Origin of the sequence: Flavobacterium sp. (genome assembly GCF_031363805.1) — a bacterium.
GTDB lineage: Bacteria > Bacteroidota > Bacteroidia > Flavobacteriales > Flavobacteriaceae > Flavobacterium.
Genome location: NZ_JANLVD010000095.1, coordinates 1 through 18,388, shown reverse-complemented (window position 1 = coordinate 18,388; position 18,388 = coordinate 1). Strand labels below are relative to the sequence as shown.

At 31.8% G+C, this 18,388-nt stretch carries 12 protein-coding genes; 4 read left to right on the top strand and 8 right to left on the bottom strand.

The annotated features are described in order from the left end of the window. Positions 1-563 precede the first annotated feature (563 nt). The gene (locus tag RMN92_RS05730) at positions 564-2,978 is read right to left on the bottom strand and encodes a T9SS sorting signal type C domain-containing protein (RefSeq protein ID WP_309608508.1); all 2,415 of its coding nucleotides are present in this window, start codon (positions 2,976-2,978) and stop codon (positions 564-566) included. A gap of 124 nt (positions 2,979-3,102) precedes the next feature. Between RMN92_RS05730 and RMN92_RS05725 the strand changes: the two genes are divergently transcribed. Both RMN92_RS05725 and RMN92_RS05720 read left to right on the top strand, forming a co-directional pair. Beyond that, positions 3,103-3,621, top strand: a complete 519-nt coding sequence (locus tag RMN92_RS05725; protein ID WP_309608507.1) for a regulatory protein RecX — start codon at positions 3,103-3,105, stop codon at positions 3,619-3,621. A gap of 136 nt (positions 3,622-3,757) precedes the next feature. Continuing rightward, complete coding sequence (locus RMN92_RS05720) at positions 3,758-4,087, top strand: GIY-YIG nuclease family protein (protein WP_309608506.1); 330 nt, start codon at positions 3,758-3,760, stop codon at positions 4,085-4,087. A gap of 336 nt (positions 4,088-4,423) precedes the next feature. Here the strand turns inward: RMN92_RS05720 and RMN92_RS05715 are convergent, their stop codons facing one another. Both RMN92_RS05715 and bioA read right to left on the bottom strand, forming a co-directional pair. After that, on the bottom strand, positions 4,424-5,569 hold the full coding sequence (locus tag RMN92_RS05715; RefSeq protein ID WP_309608505.1) for a beta-ketoacyl synthase N-terminal-like domain-containing protein: 1,146 nt from the start codon (positions 5,567-5,569) through the stop codon (positions 4,424-4,426). 154 nt (positions 5,570-5,723) lie between these two features. Continuing rightward, complete coding sequence (gene bioA, locus RMN92_RS05710) at positions 5,724-6,995, bottom strand: adenosylmethionine--8-amino-7-oxononanoate transaminase (protein WP_309608504.1); 1,272 nt, start codon at positions 6,993-6,995, stop codon at positions 5,724-5,726. Between the two features lie 126 nt (positions 6,996-7,121). Here bioA and RMN92_RS05705 point away from each other — a divergent pair, with 126 nt between their 5' ends. Beyond that, on the top strand, positions 7,122-7,901 hold the full coding sequence (locus RMN92_RS05705) for an alpha/beta hydrolase (protein ID WP_309608503.1): 780 nt from the start codon (positions 7,122-7,124) through the stop codon (positions 7,899-7,901). A 1-nt stretch (position 7,902) separates the two neighbouring features. Here RMN92_RS05705 and RMN92_RS05700 read toward each other — a convergent pair whose 3' ends face one another. From RMN92_RS05700 to RMN92_RS05685, 4 genes are all read right to left on the bottom strand, one after another. Continuing rightward, on the bottom strand, positions 7,903-10,668 hold the full coding sequence (locus tag RMN92_RS05700) for a PD-(D/E)XK nuclease family protein (RefSeq protein WP_309608502.1): 2,766 nt from the start codon (positions 10,666-10,668) through the stop codon (positions 7,903-7,905). 63 nt (positions 10,669-10,731) lie between these two features. After that, entirely contained in the window at positions 10,732-12,135 is a 1,404-nt protein-coding gene (locus RMN92_RS05695; RefSeq protein WP_309608501.1) for an OmpA family protein, read from the bottom strand. A 105-nt stretch (positions 12,136-12,240) separates the two neighbouring features. Further along, positions 12,241-13,437: a glycine C-acetyltransferase gene (gene kbl, locus RMN92_RS05690; RefSeq protein ID WP_309608500.1), complete on the bottom strand. Its 1,197-nt coding sequence runs from the start codon at positions 13,435-13,437 to the stop codon at positions 12,241-12,243. Positions 13,438-13,494: 57 nt separating this feature from the next. Next, positions 13,495-16,662 carry a UvrD-helicase domain-containing protein gene (locus RMN92_RS05685; RefSeq protein WP_309608499.1) on the bottom strand — a complete coding sequence of 1,056 codons (3,168 nt, stop codon included), beginning with the start codon at positions 16,660-16,662 and terminating at the stop codon, positions 13,495-13,497. 321 nt (positions 16,663-16,983) lie between these two features. Here RMN92_RS05685 and RMN92_RS05680 point away from each other — a divergent pair, with 321 nt between their 5' ends. Beyond that, positions 16,984-17,589 carry a superoxide dismutase gene (locus tag RMN92_RS05680; protein ID WP_309608498.1) on the top strand — a complete coding sequence of 202 codons (606 nt, stop codon included), beginning with the start codon at positions 16,984-16,986 and terminating at the stop codon, positions 17,587-17,589. A 241-nt stretch (positions 17,590-17,830) separates the two neighbouring features. Here RMN92_RS05680 and RMN92_RS05675 read toward each other — a convergent pair. Further along, a partial coding sequence (locus RMN92_RS05675) for a phosphatase PAP2 family protein (protein WP_309608497.1) occupies positions 17,831-18,388 on the bottom strand: 558 nt, incomplete at its 5' end.

Here is an 18,388-nt window from a genome sequence, read left to right as displayed (position 1 = left end):
GTTTTTAATAACAGTTCAGAAAAATTTGGGATTTTTTAACTGTTTGTTTTTACTCGGTAACTTTATATTAGGTTTCAAAATTTTAACATTTGTTACGGTTTAACCATACAAATGTAATAATGTTTTTTGTAAATTGGTATGGTTAAACCGTAATAAAATACAATTTAATGTTAAATTTAAAATTAAATTATTTTTTAAATAAATGAAAATCAATTAGTTAAATGCCTTTTATAAATCATATTATTTTGCATAATTATTTAAAATAATATATAAAATGTCAGATAATTCAAAAATAAAATGAAGGGAATAAAAAATTTTAACAGGCTTTTACTTTTTAATAAACATATAAAATTTTATAAAAAGTCTAGATGTAACTATTTATTAGTGAGGAGTTTTAGAAAAATAACTATTCAATTAAAAATATTGACTTAAATTATTTGCGTGTTTTAAGACATAATTTATGTAATAAATATTTGGAGTTCTTAAGTAGTATAAAACAAAATAGACCCACAGATTTTTAATAACTGTGGGTCTTTTTTACATAAAAAATATTTTCAGAAAATCTAGAAAACCAGTTTTTTGGTTATTACTTCATCATTTTGTAAAGTAACCTTGACAATTAATGCTTGGTTGTTTTTTAACAATGAATTAATTTCTGATTGTTTTGTGTTCAAGCTGTTTTTTGAAACTAGTGTTCTTCCCAAAACATCGTAAACTGTATAATTTTTAATATTCTCAAGGTGAGAATTTATTTTTATACTGTTATTTGATGAAAAAACCGAAACCGAATTATTCAAAGAATCAAAATTTGTATTTGATAAAGCAAAATCAGTGTAGCGCAATATAAAACGATTATTATTTATTCCCTGAACTGCATCAAAAGTATAAGGAGAAATACTTAAATTATGAATTGTATTTAGCATTTTATCTTCCAAATAAATGGTTTGAGTCTGGTTTGCAAATAATCCATCAACAGCATTAATAGCAATAGTGTAACTTCCGTTTGTAGGCACTTTAATTCCAATAGCTACGGTATCCAAATTTTCAAAAGGCAAACCCTTTCCTTGAATGATCATGATTTCTTCGCCAATTAAAGAAAAAATATTCAGTTCTGGTTTATAGCTAGAATAGGCATCATACATTCTATCTTTGGCTGGTGTGGCACCATTAACATATCCGACAAGTGTTCTTGCTACTTCCCCATTTTGAGCTACAATATCTAACCAAATTCTATTTTTTTCTATGTTTCCTGTAACATTTTTATCATCATTGGTGTTTTTATAAAACTGGCTGTTATCATATAATTTACTACGCATAGCATTGTTAAAAGTCACTGAGCTAATTAAGCCACTACCATCGTTCATTAAAACAAAAAAGGACTGACCCGCTGCGATTAAACCATTAAATCCATTTTGGATTGAAGCCCCAGTTTCATTGTAAGTAATATAATCAGCCGAGGTATAATTTGATACAAAACTATTATAGAAAGGATTTGGATTTAAAACACTTGGAAGATTTCCATGAGTCCACATTCTTACAGAACCTTCGATAATATCGTTTTGAGGAGACAAGCTTAAAAAGGCTTTGGCATCAATTGCTGATGGATATGGGTTTCCAACCAAGTTCCAATTATCGGCAAAATTGCTATAAACGTTACTATTACTGCCCGTTGTAGTAGGAGCTGTAATATTTCCTCTATTTATAGTTGCTAAATAAATACCATTGTTGGGAATTCCTGTAAAAGTTGCTGGATAATCTGTTGGAATAGAAGCATTCCATGCATTTGGTCCTCGAACGGCGTAACCTTTTCCTATGACCATATTTCCAGAGGCATTTTCCCAATTTCCTTGACCACCATTTGGATTGCCAACATTGGCATTCCATCTCCAAAAATAATTGGCTGGTGTAGCAGGTGAAATATTTGCAAGGGGAAAGTTTGCAACAGGAGAAGACCAATAAACATAGTCTAAAAGTCTAATTTTAGCTACACGACTCATAGCTATATTTCCAGTATTTGTGGCACTGTTGCTAATTTGTACCAATGATCCATTATTTAAAATATCTAAAACACCATTGTTGGTAATATCATTTTCAATTTCAATATAATTATTAGCGGTGACTACCAAAGAAAAAGTAGGATTGATAACCAAACTGCAAGCAGTAAAATTACCATTTGTTGTTGTGTCGTAATTTCCATCGATTATAGCTGATGTAGTTAGGTTTGGAGCGCCATTATTCCAAGTCGTACCATTCCAGGTTGTTGTAGATGCGCATGTAACAGTCCAATTGACTGTGACATCGTCAACTGCCATACCATGATCAGCATTTGTATGATCTGGATCTTCCCATTTTATCATTATATATTGATTGGTTCCCAAACTTAAACTTGGAATTGCAATATTTGTTTTTATAACCTGATTAATTGGATTGTTGCCATCTAATAAACCGCCTACTGGTCCTGTTATTGGACTAGTAAAATCCAAACCAGTTACACCTATCCATCCTATATTATTGTTTAGATTTAAAGTTGCAATTGTTGAAGATGAGATTTTATAAAAAAAGGCTACTGTTTGTGCATTAGCAGCTCCAGAATTTCTCCATTGTTCCCCTGTGTATGAAACAGTTAGACTGGTTATTGTATTTGATGATGTATTCCTTAGTAATAATCCATGCGCGAAATCACCAGCGGCGGCTCCATTTGAACTAACTGCTCCTAGTGCTCTTTCGGGATTACCTGATGCTATTCCGAAACTATATAAATCACCTACATTACTTGTGCCTGTTCCAGCATCGTATGCACTTCCAGTTCCACTTCTTTGGGAGTACCAATTAGCTATTGTTGAATTATCTATCCAAGTACCAGAACCTGTATTAATTAATGTATTAAAGTTTTGATTGTAATTTCCTGTGGTAGTCATATTGACTTGTCCCCAACATATGGTTGAAAACATTATTAAAAAAAATAGTTTAGTTTTCATAGTAGTTTTGTTTTAAGCATTAAAAAAGGAACTTAAATCTAAGAAATATAGCATACAAATATATAAACATTGTAAGAATTTTGATAATTTAGCCTATTTTTTTACATTAATAAAAAGTTAAGTTTTGAAAACCCCAACAAACAAAACATATACCGTTCAAGAAGCGACTCAGAAATTGGAATATTATTGCAGTTACCAAGAGCGTTGCCACCAAGAAGTGGTCTCAAAACTGTATGAACTCAAAATGATTCCGCAAGTTATTGATACTATTGTTGTGCATCTTATCCAAAATAATTTCCTCAACGAAGAGCGTTTTGCATGTAGTTTTGCTCGTGGCAAACACCGTATTAAATTTTGGGGCAAAATAAGAATCATCAACGAATTAAAATTTCGTAACATTTCAAAGTATAATATTGATAAAGCGATAAAAGAATTCACCGAAGCGGAATATCTCGAAACTTTTCATAAACTAGCAGACCATCATTGGGAAACAATTCGGGAAACCAATCTTTTAAAAAAGAAAAAGAAATTTTGCGATTTTATGTTGCGAAAAGGTTTTGAGAGTAATTTGGTTTATGAGAAGTTGAAGGAATTGGGGTCTTTACTTCCTCCGTCAGCACAAGCTAGCTCAGACTGGCATTAAGGTATCAGTCAACATTATAATAATACAATAATCAAAATTAAAATAAAACATCAACTAAGACAACTGTCACACTGAGCTACGCCTGTACTGACGAAGGAAGTATCAAAGTACTTTTTTTAAATATCAAATAAAACATATGAAAACATATTTTGTATATATCTTAAAATGCAATGATGAATCTTACTATACTGGATTTACTAATGATTTAGAAAGACGATTAGAAGAACATAATCAAAGCTTAAACAAAAAAGCTTATACACATGACAAAAGACCTTTGACTTTGGTTTGGTTTGAAACTTTTAATGATGTAAACAATGCAATCTCAATCGAAAAGCAAATAAAAGGTTGGAGTAGAAGAAAAAAAGAAGCTTTAATATCTGAGAATTGGGATAAACTTATTTTATATTCTAAAAACTATACGCAATTTGGAGGCAATATTGATAGGTCTTCGACAAGCTCAGACTGACAGCGAAATAATAATCAGCATTTCAATAAAATTTGAATTTAGGCAATTGTCACACTGAGCTTGTCGAAGTGGTTTTAAATTGTAAATAAGAAAGGTCTTCGATACTTCCTTCGTCAGTACAGGCGTAGCTCAGATTGACAGTAATGTAATAATGTACATTACAATAAAGCAACAAATGAAGCAATTGTCACACTGAGCTTGTCGAAGTGGTTTTAAATTGTAAATAAGAAAGGTCTTCGACAATCTCAGACTGACAGCAACATAATAGTCAGCATTTCAATAAAATATGAATTTGATAATTTTCGCACTTAACTTGTCGAAGCCCTTAATAAAAAACTACAAACTCAGCAAAACGCTCACCGCATTTCCTCCAAATCCAACAGCATTTACCATTACTTTTTTGATGGATTTTTTTTCATTTTTCGTTTCGACGAAAGGAACACCAATAAATTGATTGTGTTGCATCATCAAAATAGCCAATTCTACACTCAACATGCCTGAGGAACCGAAAGTATGACCAATTTTCCATTTATTGGTGGTAAGCATAGGCAAAACATGTCCAAATATTTTTTGAATGGCTTTGTATTCAGACAAATCTCCTTTTATTGTGCCTGGCGCATGCATCACGATAGCGTCAACTTCTTCCAAATTAGTATTTTGCAATGCCATTTTCATGCATTTTTGGAAACAATCTGCTTCGGTTGAAATTGAAATGCTGTGTTCCAAAATATCTGTGGCATAACCAATTCCTTCAATGTAAGCGAGCGCGTTGTAGGTTTCTCCCATTTCCAGACAAGCCATTGCAGCACCTTCGCCCAAAATCATGGTGTTTTTTGTTTTTTGCAAATCGAAAGCACGACAATCATTTGTTTTTGCATAAATTTTTAAAGCGTGCATTTGAGCGATTGTAAAAGCGGTCAATGGTGCTTCGCTTCCGCCAACCAAAAATTTATCTGCCATGCCTGCTTTGAGCCAAGCCACACCATTAAGCAACGAATGTAAAGCGGTTGAACAGGTAATAGAATGTGATATTTCGGGACCTTGACTTTTCAAATCATGCGCCACCCAACTCGAAATATTTCCCAATGTTGAGGTTGGAGATGCTAATGTAGGCGTTTTTCCAGTTTCTAAGAATTCTCGGTGGTGTTTTTCGAATAGGGAAGTGGCACCGCGGGAAGAACCTATATTTATTCCGAAAATATCATTTTCATTCCAACCAGCTTTTTTTACAGCTTCGCGAGAAGCCAAAATTCCATATAAAACTGAATCGTCTAGATTTTTGTATTTGCTATCAGATTTTTTGAGTTGCAAAACCATTTTTTTTAATTCCTCAGAAATTGTGGCAACAGGAACAACTTGATTTCCAAATTTTTGTTCAGAAATTAAAGAGGTACTTTTTAAGTATTCAGCCCAAATTAATTCTGATTGATTTCCCAATGGGGAAAATGACGAAATGGAAGTTATGGCGATTTTATTATTCAATTTGATGGAATGCTGATGGTGTGAATTTTAATTCTTTTTACGGTTTTTTAGCCCCGATTGCAGTGGAAATCCTTTTTTAATTTTGTCATCCTGAGCTTGTCGAAGGAGACAAAATTAAAAAAGATTGGAACGAAAAGCGGGAATAGCTACAAATTTAAACTATTTCTAAAGCTTCTTCAATGGTTTTGTAAATTTTTTCAAGATGTAAATTTGAGATGATATAGGGTGGCAAAACATACACAATATTGCCAACTGGTCGAAGGATTAAGCCGTTTTCTATAAAAAAATCATACAGTTTGTTGCGGAGATTTCCATAGTAACTTTCTTGGTTCTCGGTTTTTATTTCCAATGCAAAAATAACGCCCAAAACCCTTGTTGTTTTTACTTTTGGATGTGTTTGAATGTGTTTTTGAAAATCCAAATGATTTTTATTAATCCGTACAATATTATTCTGCATTTCTTTGGATTGCAATAGCTCCAGACTAGCCAACGATGCGGCGCAACCTGTAGGATTTGCTGTAAATGTATGTCCGTGGAAAAGTGCTTTATTGACATCGTCATCATAAAAACCTTCAAAAATTTCTTGGGTAAAAGTAGTTATTGCCATGGGAATTGTGCCTCCAGTAAGTGCTTTTGAAAGGCACATCATATCTGGTTTATGTTCCAAATAATCGCAAGCAAAATTTTTGCCTGTTTTGCCAAAGCCTGTCATGACTTCATCGGCAATCGTAAAGACATTGTTTTTTTTGCAAATTGAAATCAATTTGTCGAGTTCAGATCCTTCATACATAACCATCCCCGCGGCACCTTGCACCAAAGGTTCGAAAATAAATGCCGCAAAATCATTTGTTTTTACTAAATTTTCTAAGGCTTCAATACTTATACTTTCATTGCCTTTGGTTGGTACTGGAATCCTTATAACTTCAATTAATGAACCTTGAAAAGCTTCCGTAAAAAACGAAATGCCACTCGCGGCCATAGCTGCAAATGTATCACCATGGAAAGCATTTTCGAAAGCTATAATTTTTGTTTTCTTTTCACCTTTGTTGTAAAAATATTGCATGGCAACTTTTATGGCGATTTCTACGGCTGTAGAACCATTGTCTGAAAAAAATATCTTTTTTTGATTGGTTGGTAAAATTTCCATTAACTTTTCGGAAAGTAAAACGGCTGGTTCATGTGTAAATCCGCCAAAAAGTACATGCTCCAAAGTGGTTAATTGTTTGTAAATGGCATCTGCAATAAATTTATTGGAATGTCCAAACGGGTTCACCCACCAAGAAGCAATGGCATCAATATATTCCTTATTATTTTCATCCCAAAGCAATGCGCCTTCGCCTTTTAAAATAGCAATAGCAGGTTTTGCGGTTTTGTGTTGTGTGTATGGATGCCAATTATGTTTTTGATCGCGAATTGATAAAGACATTGTAAAAATTTTAATTTTAAACTGTTTTGCAAAGATACGGATACTATATAAACAGAAAATCTAAAATATTGTAATTAGTATATAACTTTCCCTAGAAATTTTAATGTTATTTTTACCAAAAAAAAATTGAAAAAGTTTTTATATAAAAATACACCTATTTATTATTCGGATACAGGAAGTGGAAATGCTATAGTTTTATTGCACGGATTTCTAGAAAATAGTAAAATGTGGAATTTTTATATTCCAGATTTTTCGATTAAAAATAGAATTATTGCTATCGATTTATTGGGTCATGGTCAATCGGAATGTTTGGGATACATTCATAGTATGGAAAATCAGGCAGAAATGGTTTTCGCTCTTTTGGATTATTTAAAAATAGAAAAGGCTGTATTTGTTGGGCATTCTATGGGCGGTTATGTGGCTTTGGCTTTCGCCGAAATGTATCCAGTTAATATTGGAAGCCTAGTTTTATTAAACTCCACATCCTTTGAAGACAATCATGAAAGGAAAATAAATAGAAATCGAGCTATAAAAGCGGTAAAATTGAATTATGTAAATTTTGTTCGGATGTCTATTTCCAATTTATTTAGCGAAGAAAATCGTGAAATTTTAGAAGATGAAATAGAGTCTGTAAAGTTAGAAGCCTTAAAAACGACACTGCAAGGGATAGTTGCCGCTCAGGAAGGCATGAAAATTAGAAAAGACAGAACACGTTTCTTACAATCTGCTCTATTTCCAATTCTTTTGGTTTTAGGCAAAAAAGATCCAGTTTTGAATTATCAAGAAAACAAAAAACTCATTGAAAATACCGCTATCCAATTGGTTGCTTTCCCAGATGGACACATGAGCCACATTGAAAATAAAGAAGATTTGAAATTGATTTTATTGGATTTTTTTAAACAATAATTTATACCTTTTCTTCAAAAGCAATTTCACTATCTAAAATTTCATTGATTAGTATAATAATTTCAGTTTTGAAATTTTCTAATATTTCTGAAGTAATAGTGGTAAAAATTTCTTTATTTTCCTTGAATCCGAATGGCAAAAATCCACCTTTCATATTTTTGAATGATACAATACCGACTTCCATTTCCATTCCATTGCAATAGTTTTCATACATAAAAGCATAGCACAAAAGTTGGATTATTTTTTCATTTTTTATATTTAAAGTCAAGCCATTCCATTGGTCAATTTGAACATTTTTTAATTCAACTTTTCCCGTTTTATAATCTATGATTCTAATTTTATTATTTCGAATTTCTATTCTGTCAATATTTCCAGCAATTTTTATAGGAAATGGCAAGCGTGGATCTTCAAAAATTCTTTCAACAGATGTTTCCAAAGCCAAAATTTTAACTGAAATTCCTATTTCAATCTGTTTTTTTTCTTCAGTCAGAAAATTAAAAACATTTCGTTTAGCTACTTCAAAAGCCAATAAATTTTTCCCTTTTTTAACTTCACCTTCTTTATAGATTTCTTTAAATTGTTTTAAAACTTCATCATCCAATAGCAATAGCATGGTATTGAAATCATCAACCAATAAATTTTTGTTTATAAAAGGTTTATAAAGTTCTTCCAGCGTTTTATGAATAATTGTTCCCAAAGTATTTAGTGCGATATTTTCTTCTACATCTTCGGATTCTCTTATAGAAAGAACTCTTTGAAAATAAAATTGGATTGGATTTCTAAGATAGGTTGTCAATGCCGATGGCGAAAATCCCTTAATTGTTGCAATTTCCATCAATCTTTTCATTACCAATTCCGATTTTGGAACCAAAATAGGATCAAAAGCAATGTTGGGAACATTCGGTTGAATAATTTCATGAGTCAAATCATGATTGGCTTGCTTTTCAACTTCAAGTTGGGTGATAAATCTGCTTTTTTCTCCACCATCCAAACCATCACTTTCAGTATTATAAATTAAATAAACATTTTTGGCACGTTGCAATAAATGATAAAAATGATAAGCAAATATGGCATCTTTTTCTTTATATGTTGGCAGTTCCAGTTCTTTTTTTACATCAAAAGGGATAAAAGAATTGATTGCTTTTCCTGCAGGAAATTTACCTTCATTGAGTGAAGTTATGATAACTGTTTCAAAATCCAAAACACGACTTTCAAGCACACCCATGATTTGCAATCCAGAAAGTGGTTCACCTTCAAAAGATACTTCTGCCAAATCTATAATTTGTTTGTAAATGGCATGAAGTGTTTCTATGCTATCAATGTATTTATTTTTAGAACAATAACTTATTAATTTATTGATTACTTTAAAAATCGCGTATAAAAAAGTTTTAAGCAACTTATCTTCTTCGGATTTTACTTCTAAATTAGATTTTATAATCAGTAATATTGATGCCAATCGCTCTGCAATTTCAACTGGTTTTGTATCCCATTTTTGAAAAAGCAAAAGAAAAAGTGGATTCGGATTTTCTTGAAGCAATAATATTTTTTGTAGCGATATGAATGTATAATTGTTTCGCTTAATTATTTCAATCAATTTTGTAGCATTGACATAAGATTCTATAATTGGATTTGAAAGTACTTGCAAAACTTCCTTATAATAGAAAACATAGTTTTTTTCACCTCTGTTTATTGCATTATGATGCATTTTAAATAGATTGGATATAAGAAGTTGAACTGGATTATTTTTTGCAGCATATCCCATCGTAATGTTTAAACTGCCAACGGTTTCAGGCAATGCGTGTAAGATTGGAATCAATAAATTTTCCTCGCTTAGAACAATAGCAACTTTATCAAGAGATGTATTTGGATTGTTTTGAATTAAATTGCTAATCAAATTTGAAACTATTTTTGCTTGACCAATTGATTTTGATGTCCCAATAATATTTATATTTTTTTGATTGGAAAAATCATTTGCAATCCATTCAAAAGGATTATTTTTATAATGAGGCCAAGTTCTTTTGAACCTTCTAACAAACAAACCAGCGTCGTGTGAAGCATCATTTAAAAATACACCATCTATATCCCAATAAATAGAGGCTAAATTTTCGGAAATTAATTTTTGTACAATTCTTTCTTCTGCATTATTTAAGGCATTAAATCCTGCGAATATAATTTTTTCTTTTTCAAATTTTGAAATAAAATTATCTAAATTACCAACAGCTTCTCTGTAAATTAAGCCTTGGTAGCCAATTTTTTTATTTTTCAGATATTTGTAAAATGCATCATAATAAATAGGAAGCATTTTCCAAAATTCTAAATAATTGTCAATAAGTTTGGTTCTATCTTGAACTTCAATTCCCCAGCGTTTAATGACTTCGATATCTTGAAGATAGGAGAAAACATGATTTGGAGCTAAAAGATAACGGTCGATTTCGTTAAAATCTTGTAGTAAAGTTTTCGACCAATTTGAAAATTGCTCAAAAGTTTGTTGTTTTTCTTTTTTTGTGATATTTATATATACATCATAAAATTCAAATAATAATTCAATTGGATCAATGGTTCTGATTTTTGAAATATCTTGAATAAAATCTTCTACACTTATAATTTGAGGTGCAAGTGTATAATTGATGAGTTTTGATTTGAATGTATCTAATAAAAAAACTTTGGCTCTTTTGTTGGGCAATACAATAATTATATTTGAAATATTTATTGTATCGTCAGAAAGTAATTTATTGACTAAAATTTCAAGAAATGAATGCTGTATCATTTTATAAAAATAAAAAAAACGCTCCGATAATTCGGAGCGTTTTGAAAATATATTTTAAAATGATTATTTAACCACTTTAACTTCTACTCTTCTGTTTAAAGCTTTACCAGCTTTAGTTTTGTTTGAAGCAATTGGTTTGCTTTCTCCAAAACCTTGAGAAGATAATCTTTCAGATACAATACCGTTTTCAATTAAGTAAGTTTTAACTGCAGCAGCTCTGTTTTCAGATAATACTTGATTTGCAGCATCTTTACCATCACTATCAGTGTGACCTTCTAATGAAAAGTTTGAAGCAGGATATTCTTTTAAGATAGATACCATAGCTTGTAAGATAGGGTAAGTTTGCTCTTGGAAAGTTGCTTTATTAGTATTGAATAAGATAGTTTTAGCGTAGTCGTTCAATTTTTTGATTACTTCTTCGCTTACTTCTGGACAACCATTGTTAGCAACTGTACCTTTAACATCTGGACATTTGTCATCTTTGTCAAGAACTGAATCTCCGTCAGTATCTGGCCATGGACAACCTGCGTTATCTCTTGGACCTGCAACAGTAGGACATTTGTCTTTATTGTCAGCGATTCCATCACCGTCTCCATCAGGACATCCATTTAAAGTAGCTAAACCAGCAACTTCAGGACATTCGTCATTTTTATCAACAATTCCGTCTCCGTCTGTATCAGGACAACCTTTCATTTCTTTTGTACCAGCAACTTCTGGACATTCGTCTTCTTTGTCTTGGATTCCATCTCCATCAGTATCAGGACAACCTTGGAATTCTTTTAAACCTGCAACTTCAGGACAAGCATCGTCTCTGTCGTAGATACCATCATTGTCAGTATCTTTTCCACCAAATTTGAAAGTCAAACCAGCAGAGTTTTGAAACAATGAAGGAACTTCATATCCAATTCTGTCTGTGAAAGCTTTTTTGTAGATAGATTGTAAAGACAAACCAACTTGTTCTGTGAACCAGAAAGTTAAACTACCACCAGCATTTACTGTACCAGCAGATTCTTTACCCAACCAAGTATAACCACCACCAATTTGAAGAGCAGGGTCAATTACTTTAGAACCTAATAAGCTCATTAAGCTATATTTAATAGTACCGTCTGCAGCGTAATAGGTTAGACCTGGATCTCTTACTGCAACAGCATTGGTAGTTGGACCAACATATTCTACAAATTTTGTAATTTTATTTACAGATCCTGTTACTCCAACAGAAAAATTTCCACCTACATTTTTAGCTACACTTAAATAAGATACAGATGGAATAATATTCCAATACTCATCTACATTAAAGAATTGATTAAAACGATCAGTGAATTTTGCTCCTTCTGGATAAGCACTGGCTCTTGTGTTAACAGCATTCGCTCCGAAAGATATTGCCCATGGGTTGTTGCTGTCTTGTGCACTAGCACTTAACCCAGCAATCATCAACATGGAAACAAAAAGTTTGTTAAGATGTTTCATACTTAAATTTTATTTGATTACATTACGTTATTATGACAAAAGTAAGTCGTAATTAATTAATTACAAAACGAATTGTTAAAAAAAATCAATAAAAAACGAAAAAAATTAATTTTTTATGATATTTAGTTGAATTCCAACGTTTGTAAAGGCAGTTATAGCCTTGTCTAAGTGCTCTTTTGTATGTGCTGCCGAAAGTTGTACTCTTATTCTTGCTTTGTCCTTTGGAACTACGGGAAAAAAGAATCCTATGACATAAATTCCTCTTTTTAGTAATTCATCCGACATTATTTGTGATAATTTTGCATCGTACAACATGACTGGAACTATAGCAGAATCTCCATTGATAATATCAAATCCAGCTTTTATCATGGCAGTTTTGAAATAGTTGGTATTCCATTCTAACTGATCTCTCAAAGAAGTGTCTTTTTTCAACAATTCAAAAACTTTGATCGAAGCTCCTACAATAGCTGGTGCTAAAGAGTTAGAAAATAGATAAGGTCGGGAACGTTGGCGCAAAATTTCGATTATTTCTTTATTTGCTGTCGTGTAGCCGCCCATAGCGCCACCAAGGGCTTTTCCTAGTGTCCCTGTGATTATGTCTATTCTTCCCAAAACATTCTTGGCTTCCATAGTTCCAATACCAGTTGCGCCTATAAATCCAGCGGCATGACATTCATCTACCATAACTAAAGCATCATATTTATCTGCCAAATCACAAATTTTATCCAAAGGCGCCACCAAACCGTCCATTGAAAAAACGCCATCAGTAACAATTAATTTGAAACGTCTGTTTTCTTGAGTTGCTTTAATTAATTGTAGTTCCAAATCTGCCATATTTGAATTTTCATAACGATAACGAGCTGCTTTGCACAAACGAACACCATCTATTATAGAAGCGTGATTCAAACTATCTGAAATAATACAATCTTCTTCGCCCAATAATGGTTCGAAAACCCCGCCGTTGGCGTCAAAAGCAGCTGCGTATAATATGGTGTCTTCGGTTCCGTAGAATTCAGCTATCTTTTTTTCCAATGTTTTATGAATATCCTGAGTTCCGCATATAAAACGAACTGAAGACATGCCGAAACCATGAGAATCTAAAGTATCTTTTGCAGCTTGAATCACTTCTGGGTGCGATGACAATCCTAAATAATTATTGGAACAAAAATTTAATACAGTCTCTCCATTAACCACAATTTCTGCGCCTTGTGGAGAAGTAATGATTCTTTCTTTCTTAAATATTCCGTTGTCTTGAATTGTATTTAATTCGTTTTGTAAGTGTTGTTTGATTTTTCCGTACATATTGCGTGGTTTTGTTTATTTGTGGATTCGTTTATTTGAAAAACTGATAGTTATATTTCACAAATGTACTATTTCTAAATTTTCTCCTATATATAGTAGCGCTTTTTTTTGAACATCGAAACCCATTTCTTGCAGCGCCAATTCATAATATTTTAATTGGTTTTCATATTTGGCTTGGTGCTTGCCAGTTTTGTAATCTAGCAAATAAGCTTTGTTATTTAATAGGGCAACCCTATCTGGTTTAATCGTTTTAAATTCTTTTTTTATGATGTTTTGTTCGTTTAGAATTGTAGCGTTTGGATTGAAAAAATCTTCCAGTTCTGGATGAAATACAATTTCTTGTAAAGTTTTATTCACTTCTACCTTCTGATTTTCTGTAATTAATCCAGTTTCTAAACCTGTTTGTAAGGCAGAATCTACATCGGATGGCGTTTTTATAAACGACAATATTTCATGCAATACATTTCCAAATTCAATAGCTTTTAATTGATGCGTTCCCCACATTAAAGCTTCTCGCTGTGCAATTTTAATGGCATTTGGATTTATAACTGATAATAATGGTTGGATATTTTTTTGCTTTTTACCTTCCCGTTTTTTTTCTGAAATTCTTTTTGAATTTCCGAATTCGTATGAAAATATATTTTCGCTAAAATCTTTGTATTCCGTGAGAAATTCTATAAATGAGGAAGCCAAATTATTGGGCAAATTGCCCGCTTTGTTTCTTGGTTTTATACTTGAAATAATATGCAACTGCTCTTCGGCACGAGTCAGTGCCACATACAAAACATTGGTATTGTCAAGTAAATCTTCCTGCGATTTTTGATTGTAAACTGTTGCTGCATTTTCTCCAAAATCTTGCACTTTACTAGATTTGTCAATCAAAAATTTATCAAAATTTAATTCGTCTGATTCCGAATTCAGCCATATTTTTTCTCTTTTGTTTCTGCTATAATCTTCCTCGGCAAATGGAAAAATAACTACTGGAAATTCTAATCCTTTGGATTTGTGAATGGTCATAATTCGAATGGCATTTGATCCTTCGGCAGCAGGAATACTCATTTTGAAGCCTTTTTTGTTCCAAAAATCTAAAAAATCTGTAATACTCATTTGGTATTTTACTTCTCTTTCCAAAACCAAATCCAGAAAAAATTGAACATATGCATTGTCCTTTTCTGATTTAATACATTTTGCAACCAACAGCTCTGAAATTTCAAACAAAGATTTTTTTCTGATACTTTCAAAAGACAAATTGATCTGAAAACTATTCAACCATTTTTCTATTTCAATTTCAGTTTTAAACTGAATTCCTTGTAGAATAAAATTATGAATTTCAATATTTTCTCCAACATTATTTGCTAAATAATACAATGAGTTTGCCAAAGATTCAATATCATTCTTGTCATTTAAATACCGAAGTAAGTTTAACAAAAACTGAACTTCCGAAGAAGAATCGATCAATAAACTTTCGGAAGAAATAACAGGAATATGGTTTAATGTTAAGAAATTTGCTAGCAAAACGCCATGTTTGTTGTTTCTGGTTAGAATTACAATTTCGCTAAATGAAAAATCTTCTAGATTCAATTTCTGAATGGTTTGAAGTGTTGCCTTTAAATAAATATTGTTTTTATCTTGATTTTCTTCTTCATATTCGCTTAAAGAATCGTCTTCTTGATTTTCTATTTCCTGAATAAAAGAGATATTGACATAGCCTCCTTTTTTGTTGTTTGGTTTTTGAAAACTGTCTTTCTCGTATAAGTTTTTGTAATCTTGGTTTGAAAATTTTTGTGCTAAGAATTTAAAAAAATCATTGTTGAAATCTATTATTTGATCATAACTTCTATAATTCGATTCCAAATTAAATACCGATTTGTCTTTGTTGCTAAACGGATTTTCGGATTTGGTCAAGCCGATAAATTGCTCTGCTTTTCCGCCGCGCCATCTGTAAATGGATTGCTTTGGATCGCCCACAATCATTAACGAACCTTGAATTCCTTGCAAATCTTCGCTTGACAAAGCATTATCGATTAACGGAATTAAATTGTGCCATTGCATTTCTGAGGTGTCTTGAAACTCATCTATAAAAAAATGTTTGTATTTTTCGCCCAATCGTTCGTAAATAAATGGCGCTGGTTGGTTTTGAATGTGTTCAAAAATAAGTTTGTTGAACTCTGAAATAGACAAAATATTTTGATCTTCCTGAATTTTAGACAATTCATTGCTTACTGTATTTAATAAAGAAAGCGGTGTGATATTTTTTAAGAAAGCAATATAAAAATCTTTCTTTTCATCATTTTTATATACTTTGTAAAGCATGTAAATAAGTTCGTCTGCAATTCCTTCAATGACATCTCTGTCTTTTGCATTTTTATTGATGGCAATGTCTTCTACACTTCTGAATTTTTTGTGCGTTGGTTTGAGTTCGTTTTTTTGAATAAAACCCAAATGATTTGGAAAAGTTGCTCTTGAAAATGATGCCAAATCAATATTTTGACTTTCTATTAAAAGGATGGCTTCATTGGCAAGATTTACATTTTCTGTTTCCAATGATTTGCAAATGGCTTCCAACTTAATTTTTAATTCAATAAAATCGGGAATGCTTTTGTCTTTTAAAGATAGTATTTCTTCTCGGTAATTCTCGTTGAGAATTAATTTTCCCGTATTTAGAATTTCGGTCGAAATGTCCCATGATTTGTCATCGTCGGTTTTTTGCATTGTAAAATCGACCAATAATTTTGTTAAAGTTTCATCTTCGCCAGCTCTTGCTACAATAGCATCTACGGCTTCCTGAAGTAAAATATCGGTATCGAGAGAAACATCAAAATTGATGGGCAAACCCAAATCGAAAGCAAATGAACGAATGACTTTGTGTGTAAATTTATCTATGGTCGATATGTCGAAAGCCGCATAATTGTGAATTATATTTTTAATTATGGTTTGCGCTTTGGTTTTGATTTGGGTCTGATTTAATGCAATTTCTGCACCCAAATCATTCATTAAATCGATAGATTTTTGAGAAGGATTGTCTTTTGAAAAATCGAATAAGCTGTCTATAATTCGAGTTTTCATTTCATAAACTGCTTTATTGGTAAAGGTGATGGCCAAAATATTTCGGTAAGCATCCTCTTTTTTTGAAGTTAAAATGATTTTCAAATACTCTTTGACCAAAGTATAGGTTTTGCCAGAACCAGCAGATGCGTTGTATATGGAGAATACGGGTGTTTTCATTATTAGACACGAATTTCACGAATTTTCACTAATTCGATAAGTTTATTTTATGTTAAATATTAATTTGTCTCTAATGCCCTAGCCCCGATAGAAGTGGAAATCCTGTCATTGCGAGGAACGAAGCAATCAAATCGTAAGATTGCTTCGTTCCTCGCAATGACAGATTGGAACGAATAGCGGGACACGAGCGCCAGCGAACTGACGAAGTAAATAGCTTTAAAAAAATTATTTAATGAAATTATAACAGATTGAAATTTTAAATCCAAAGTTAAATGATTATTTTTGATTAAAATATTTATAAACCATTTAAACTAAATAATTATGTCATTCGAATTACCGCAATTGCCTTATGCATACGATGCATTGGAACCACATATTGATGCTAGAACTATGGAAATTCACCATACGAAACATCATAATGCTTATACCACTAACCTGAACGCAGCCGTTGCTGGCACTGACATGGAAGGAAAAACTATTGAAAATATTTTAATTAATATTGATATGAAAAACAGTGCTGTTCGTAATAATGGCGGAGGTTTTTACAATCATAACTTATTTTGGACTGTGATGTCACCCAATGGCGGCGGTTTGCCAAGTGGCGAATTGGCTGAAGCTATTGATAGTGCTTTTGGAAGTTTTGCCGAATTTAAAGTTGCTTTTGCGAAAGCTGGCGCTACTCAATTTGGTTCCGGTTGGGCTTGGCTCTGTTTGAAAGATGGCAAGTTGGAAGTTTGTGGAACTCCAAATCAAGACAATACGCTTATGCCTGGCATAGGTTGTGGTGGAACGCCAATTTTAGGAATTGATGTTTGGGAGCATGCTTACTATTTGAATTATCAAAACAGAAGACCTGATTATATTGAAGGTTTTTTTAATGTAATTAATTGGGTTGAAGTTACAAGACGTTTTGCAGAAGCAAAATAATTTTAATTCTCTTTAAAAGGTGGATGAACTTTGGTTTGTTCGCCTTTTTTTTGAATTGAAGTGTACTTTAAACATTGATTCCGGCAATTTTTTTAACCACATAGAATTTTAAATAAAAAGATTTTTCATAGAAAATTTTTTTTTACATAGCTATGTGAACTAATATATAGCGAAGCGTCTTATTTTAAAAAAATTTATGTTTGGCTATGTGGTTAAAAATAAAATTAAAGATTTGAAATTATCAATTAATAAGAGGTTTAAAAAATAAATTTTTGTAAAAAATTGGAAAGTACTTTTTGTGGAATATTTTGTAAAGTTTAAAGGTTAAAAATCCATTAATTAAACCACATAAATAGCCACAAAGAATGTCTGTTGGGAAATGCAATCCTAAATAAATTCTGCTGTAAGCAAATACAAAAGGCCAAAAAATTAGTAAACCAAAAAATTTGTAGTGTTTTCTAAATATTAAGTATAAAAACACAAAAACCGACATAGTATTTGAAGAATGACCTGAGAAAAAACTAAAAGAAGCACTCGGTTTTACATTTCTGATAATATGATTGATGGTAGTATCATTGCAAGGTCGTAATCGTTGAAAAGTAAATTTAAAAAACTCTGTAATTTCGTTATTTACAGTTAGAAGAACGGCTAAAAATAAAATTAAAATAATAGCTTGTTTGGGGCCAATTTTTTTTAAAATTAAAACTAATAGAAATATAAAAAAAGGAATCCAACTTGATTGTTTGGTGATAAAAAGCCAGAAAGGATCAAAAGTTTCAGAACCTAAGGAATTTAAATA

What these genes read in the sequence shown, in the direction of transcription:
- RMN92_RS05730 (WP_309608508.1), bottom strand. Translation starts at nt 2,978, where the DNA reads ATGAAAACTAAACTATTTTTTTTAATAATGTTTTCAACCATATGTTGG.
- RMN92_RS05720 (WP_309608506.1), top strand. Translation starts at nt 3,758, where the DNA reads ATGAAAACATATTTTGTATATATCTTAAAATGCAATGATGAATCTTAC.
- bioA (WP_309608504.1), bottom strand. Translation starts at nt 6,995, where the DNA reads ATGTCTTTATCAATTCGCGATCAAAAACATAATTGGCATCCATACACA.
- RMN92_RS05700 (WP_309608502.1), bottom strand. Translation starts at nt 10,668, where the DNA reads ATGATACAGCATTCATTTCTTGAAATTTTAGTCAATAAATTACTTTCT.
- RMN92_RS05695 (WP_309608501.1), bottom strand. Translation starts at nt 12,135, where the DNA reads ATGAAACATCTTAACAAACTTTTTGTTTCCATGTTGATGATTGCTGGG.
- kbl (WP_309608500.1), bottom strand. Translation starts at nt 13,437, where the DNA reads ATGTACGGAAAAATCAAACAACACTTACAAAACGAATTAAATACAATT.
- RMN92_RS05685 (WP_309608499.1), bottom strand. Translation starts at nt 16,662, where the DNA reads ATGAAAACACCCGTATTCTCCATATACAACGCATCTGCTGGTTCTGGC.
- RMN92_RS05680 (WP_309608498.1), top strand. Translation starts at nt 16,984, where the DNA reads ATGTCATTCGAATTACCGCAATTGCCTTATGCATACGATGCATTGGAA.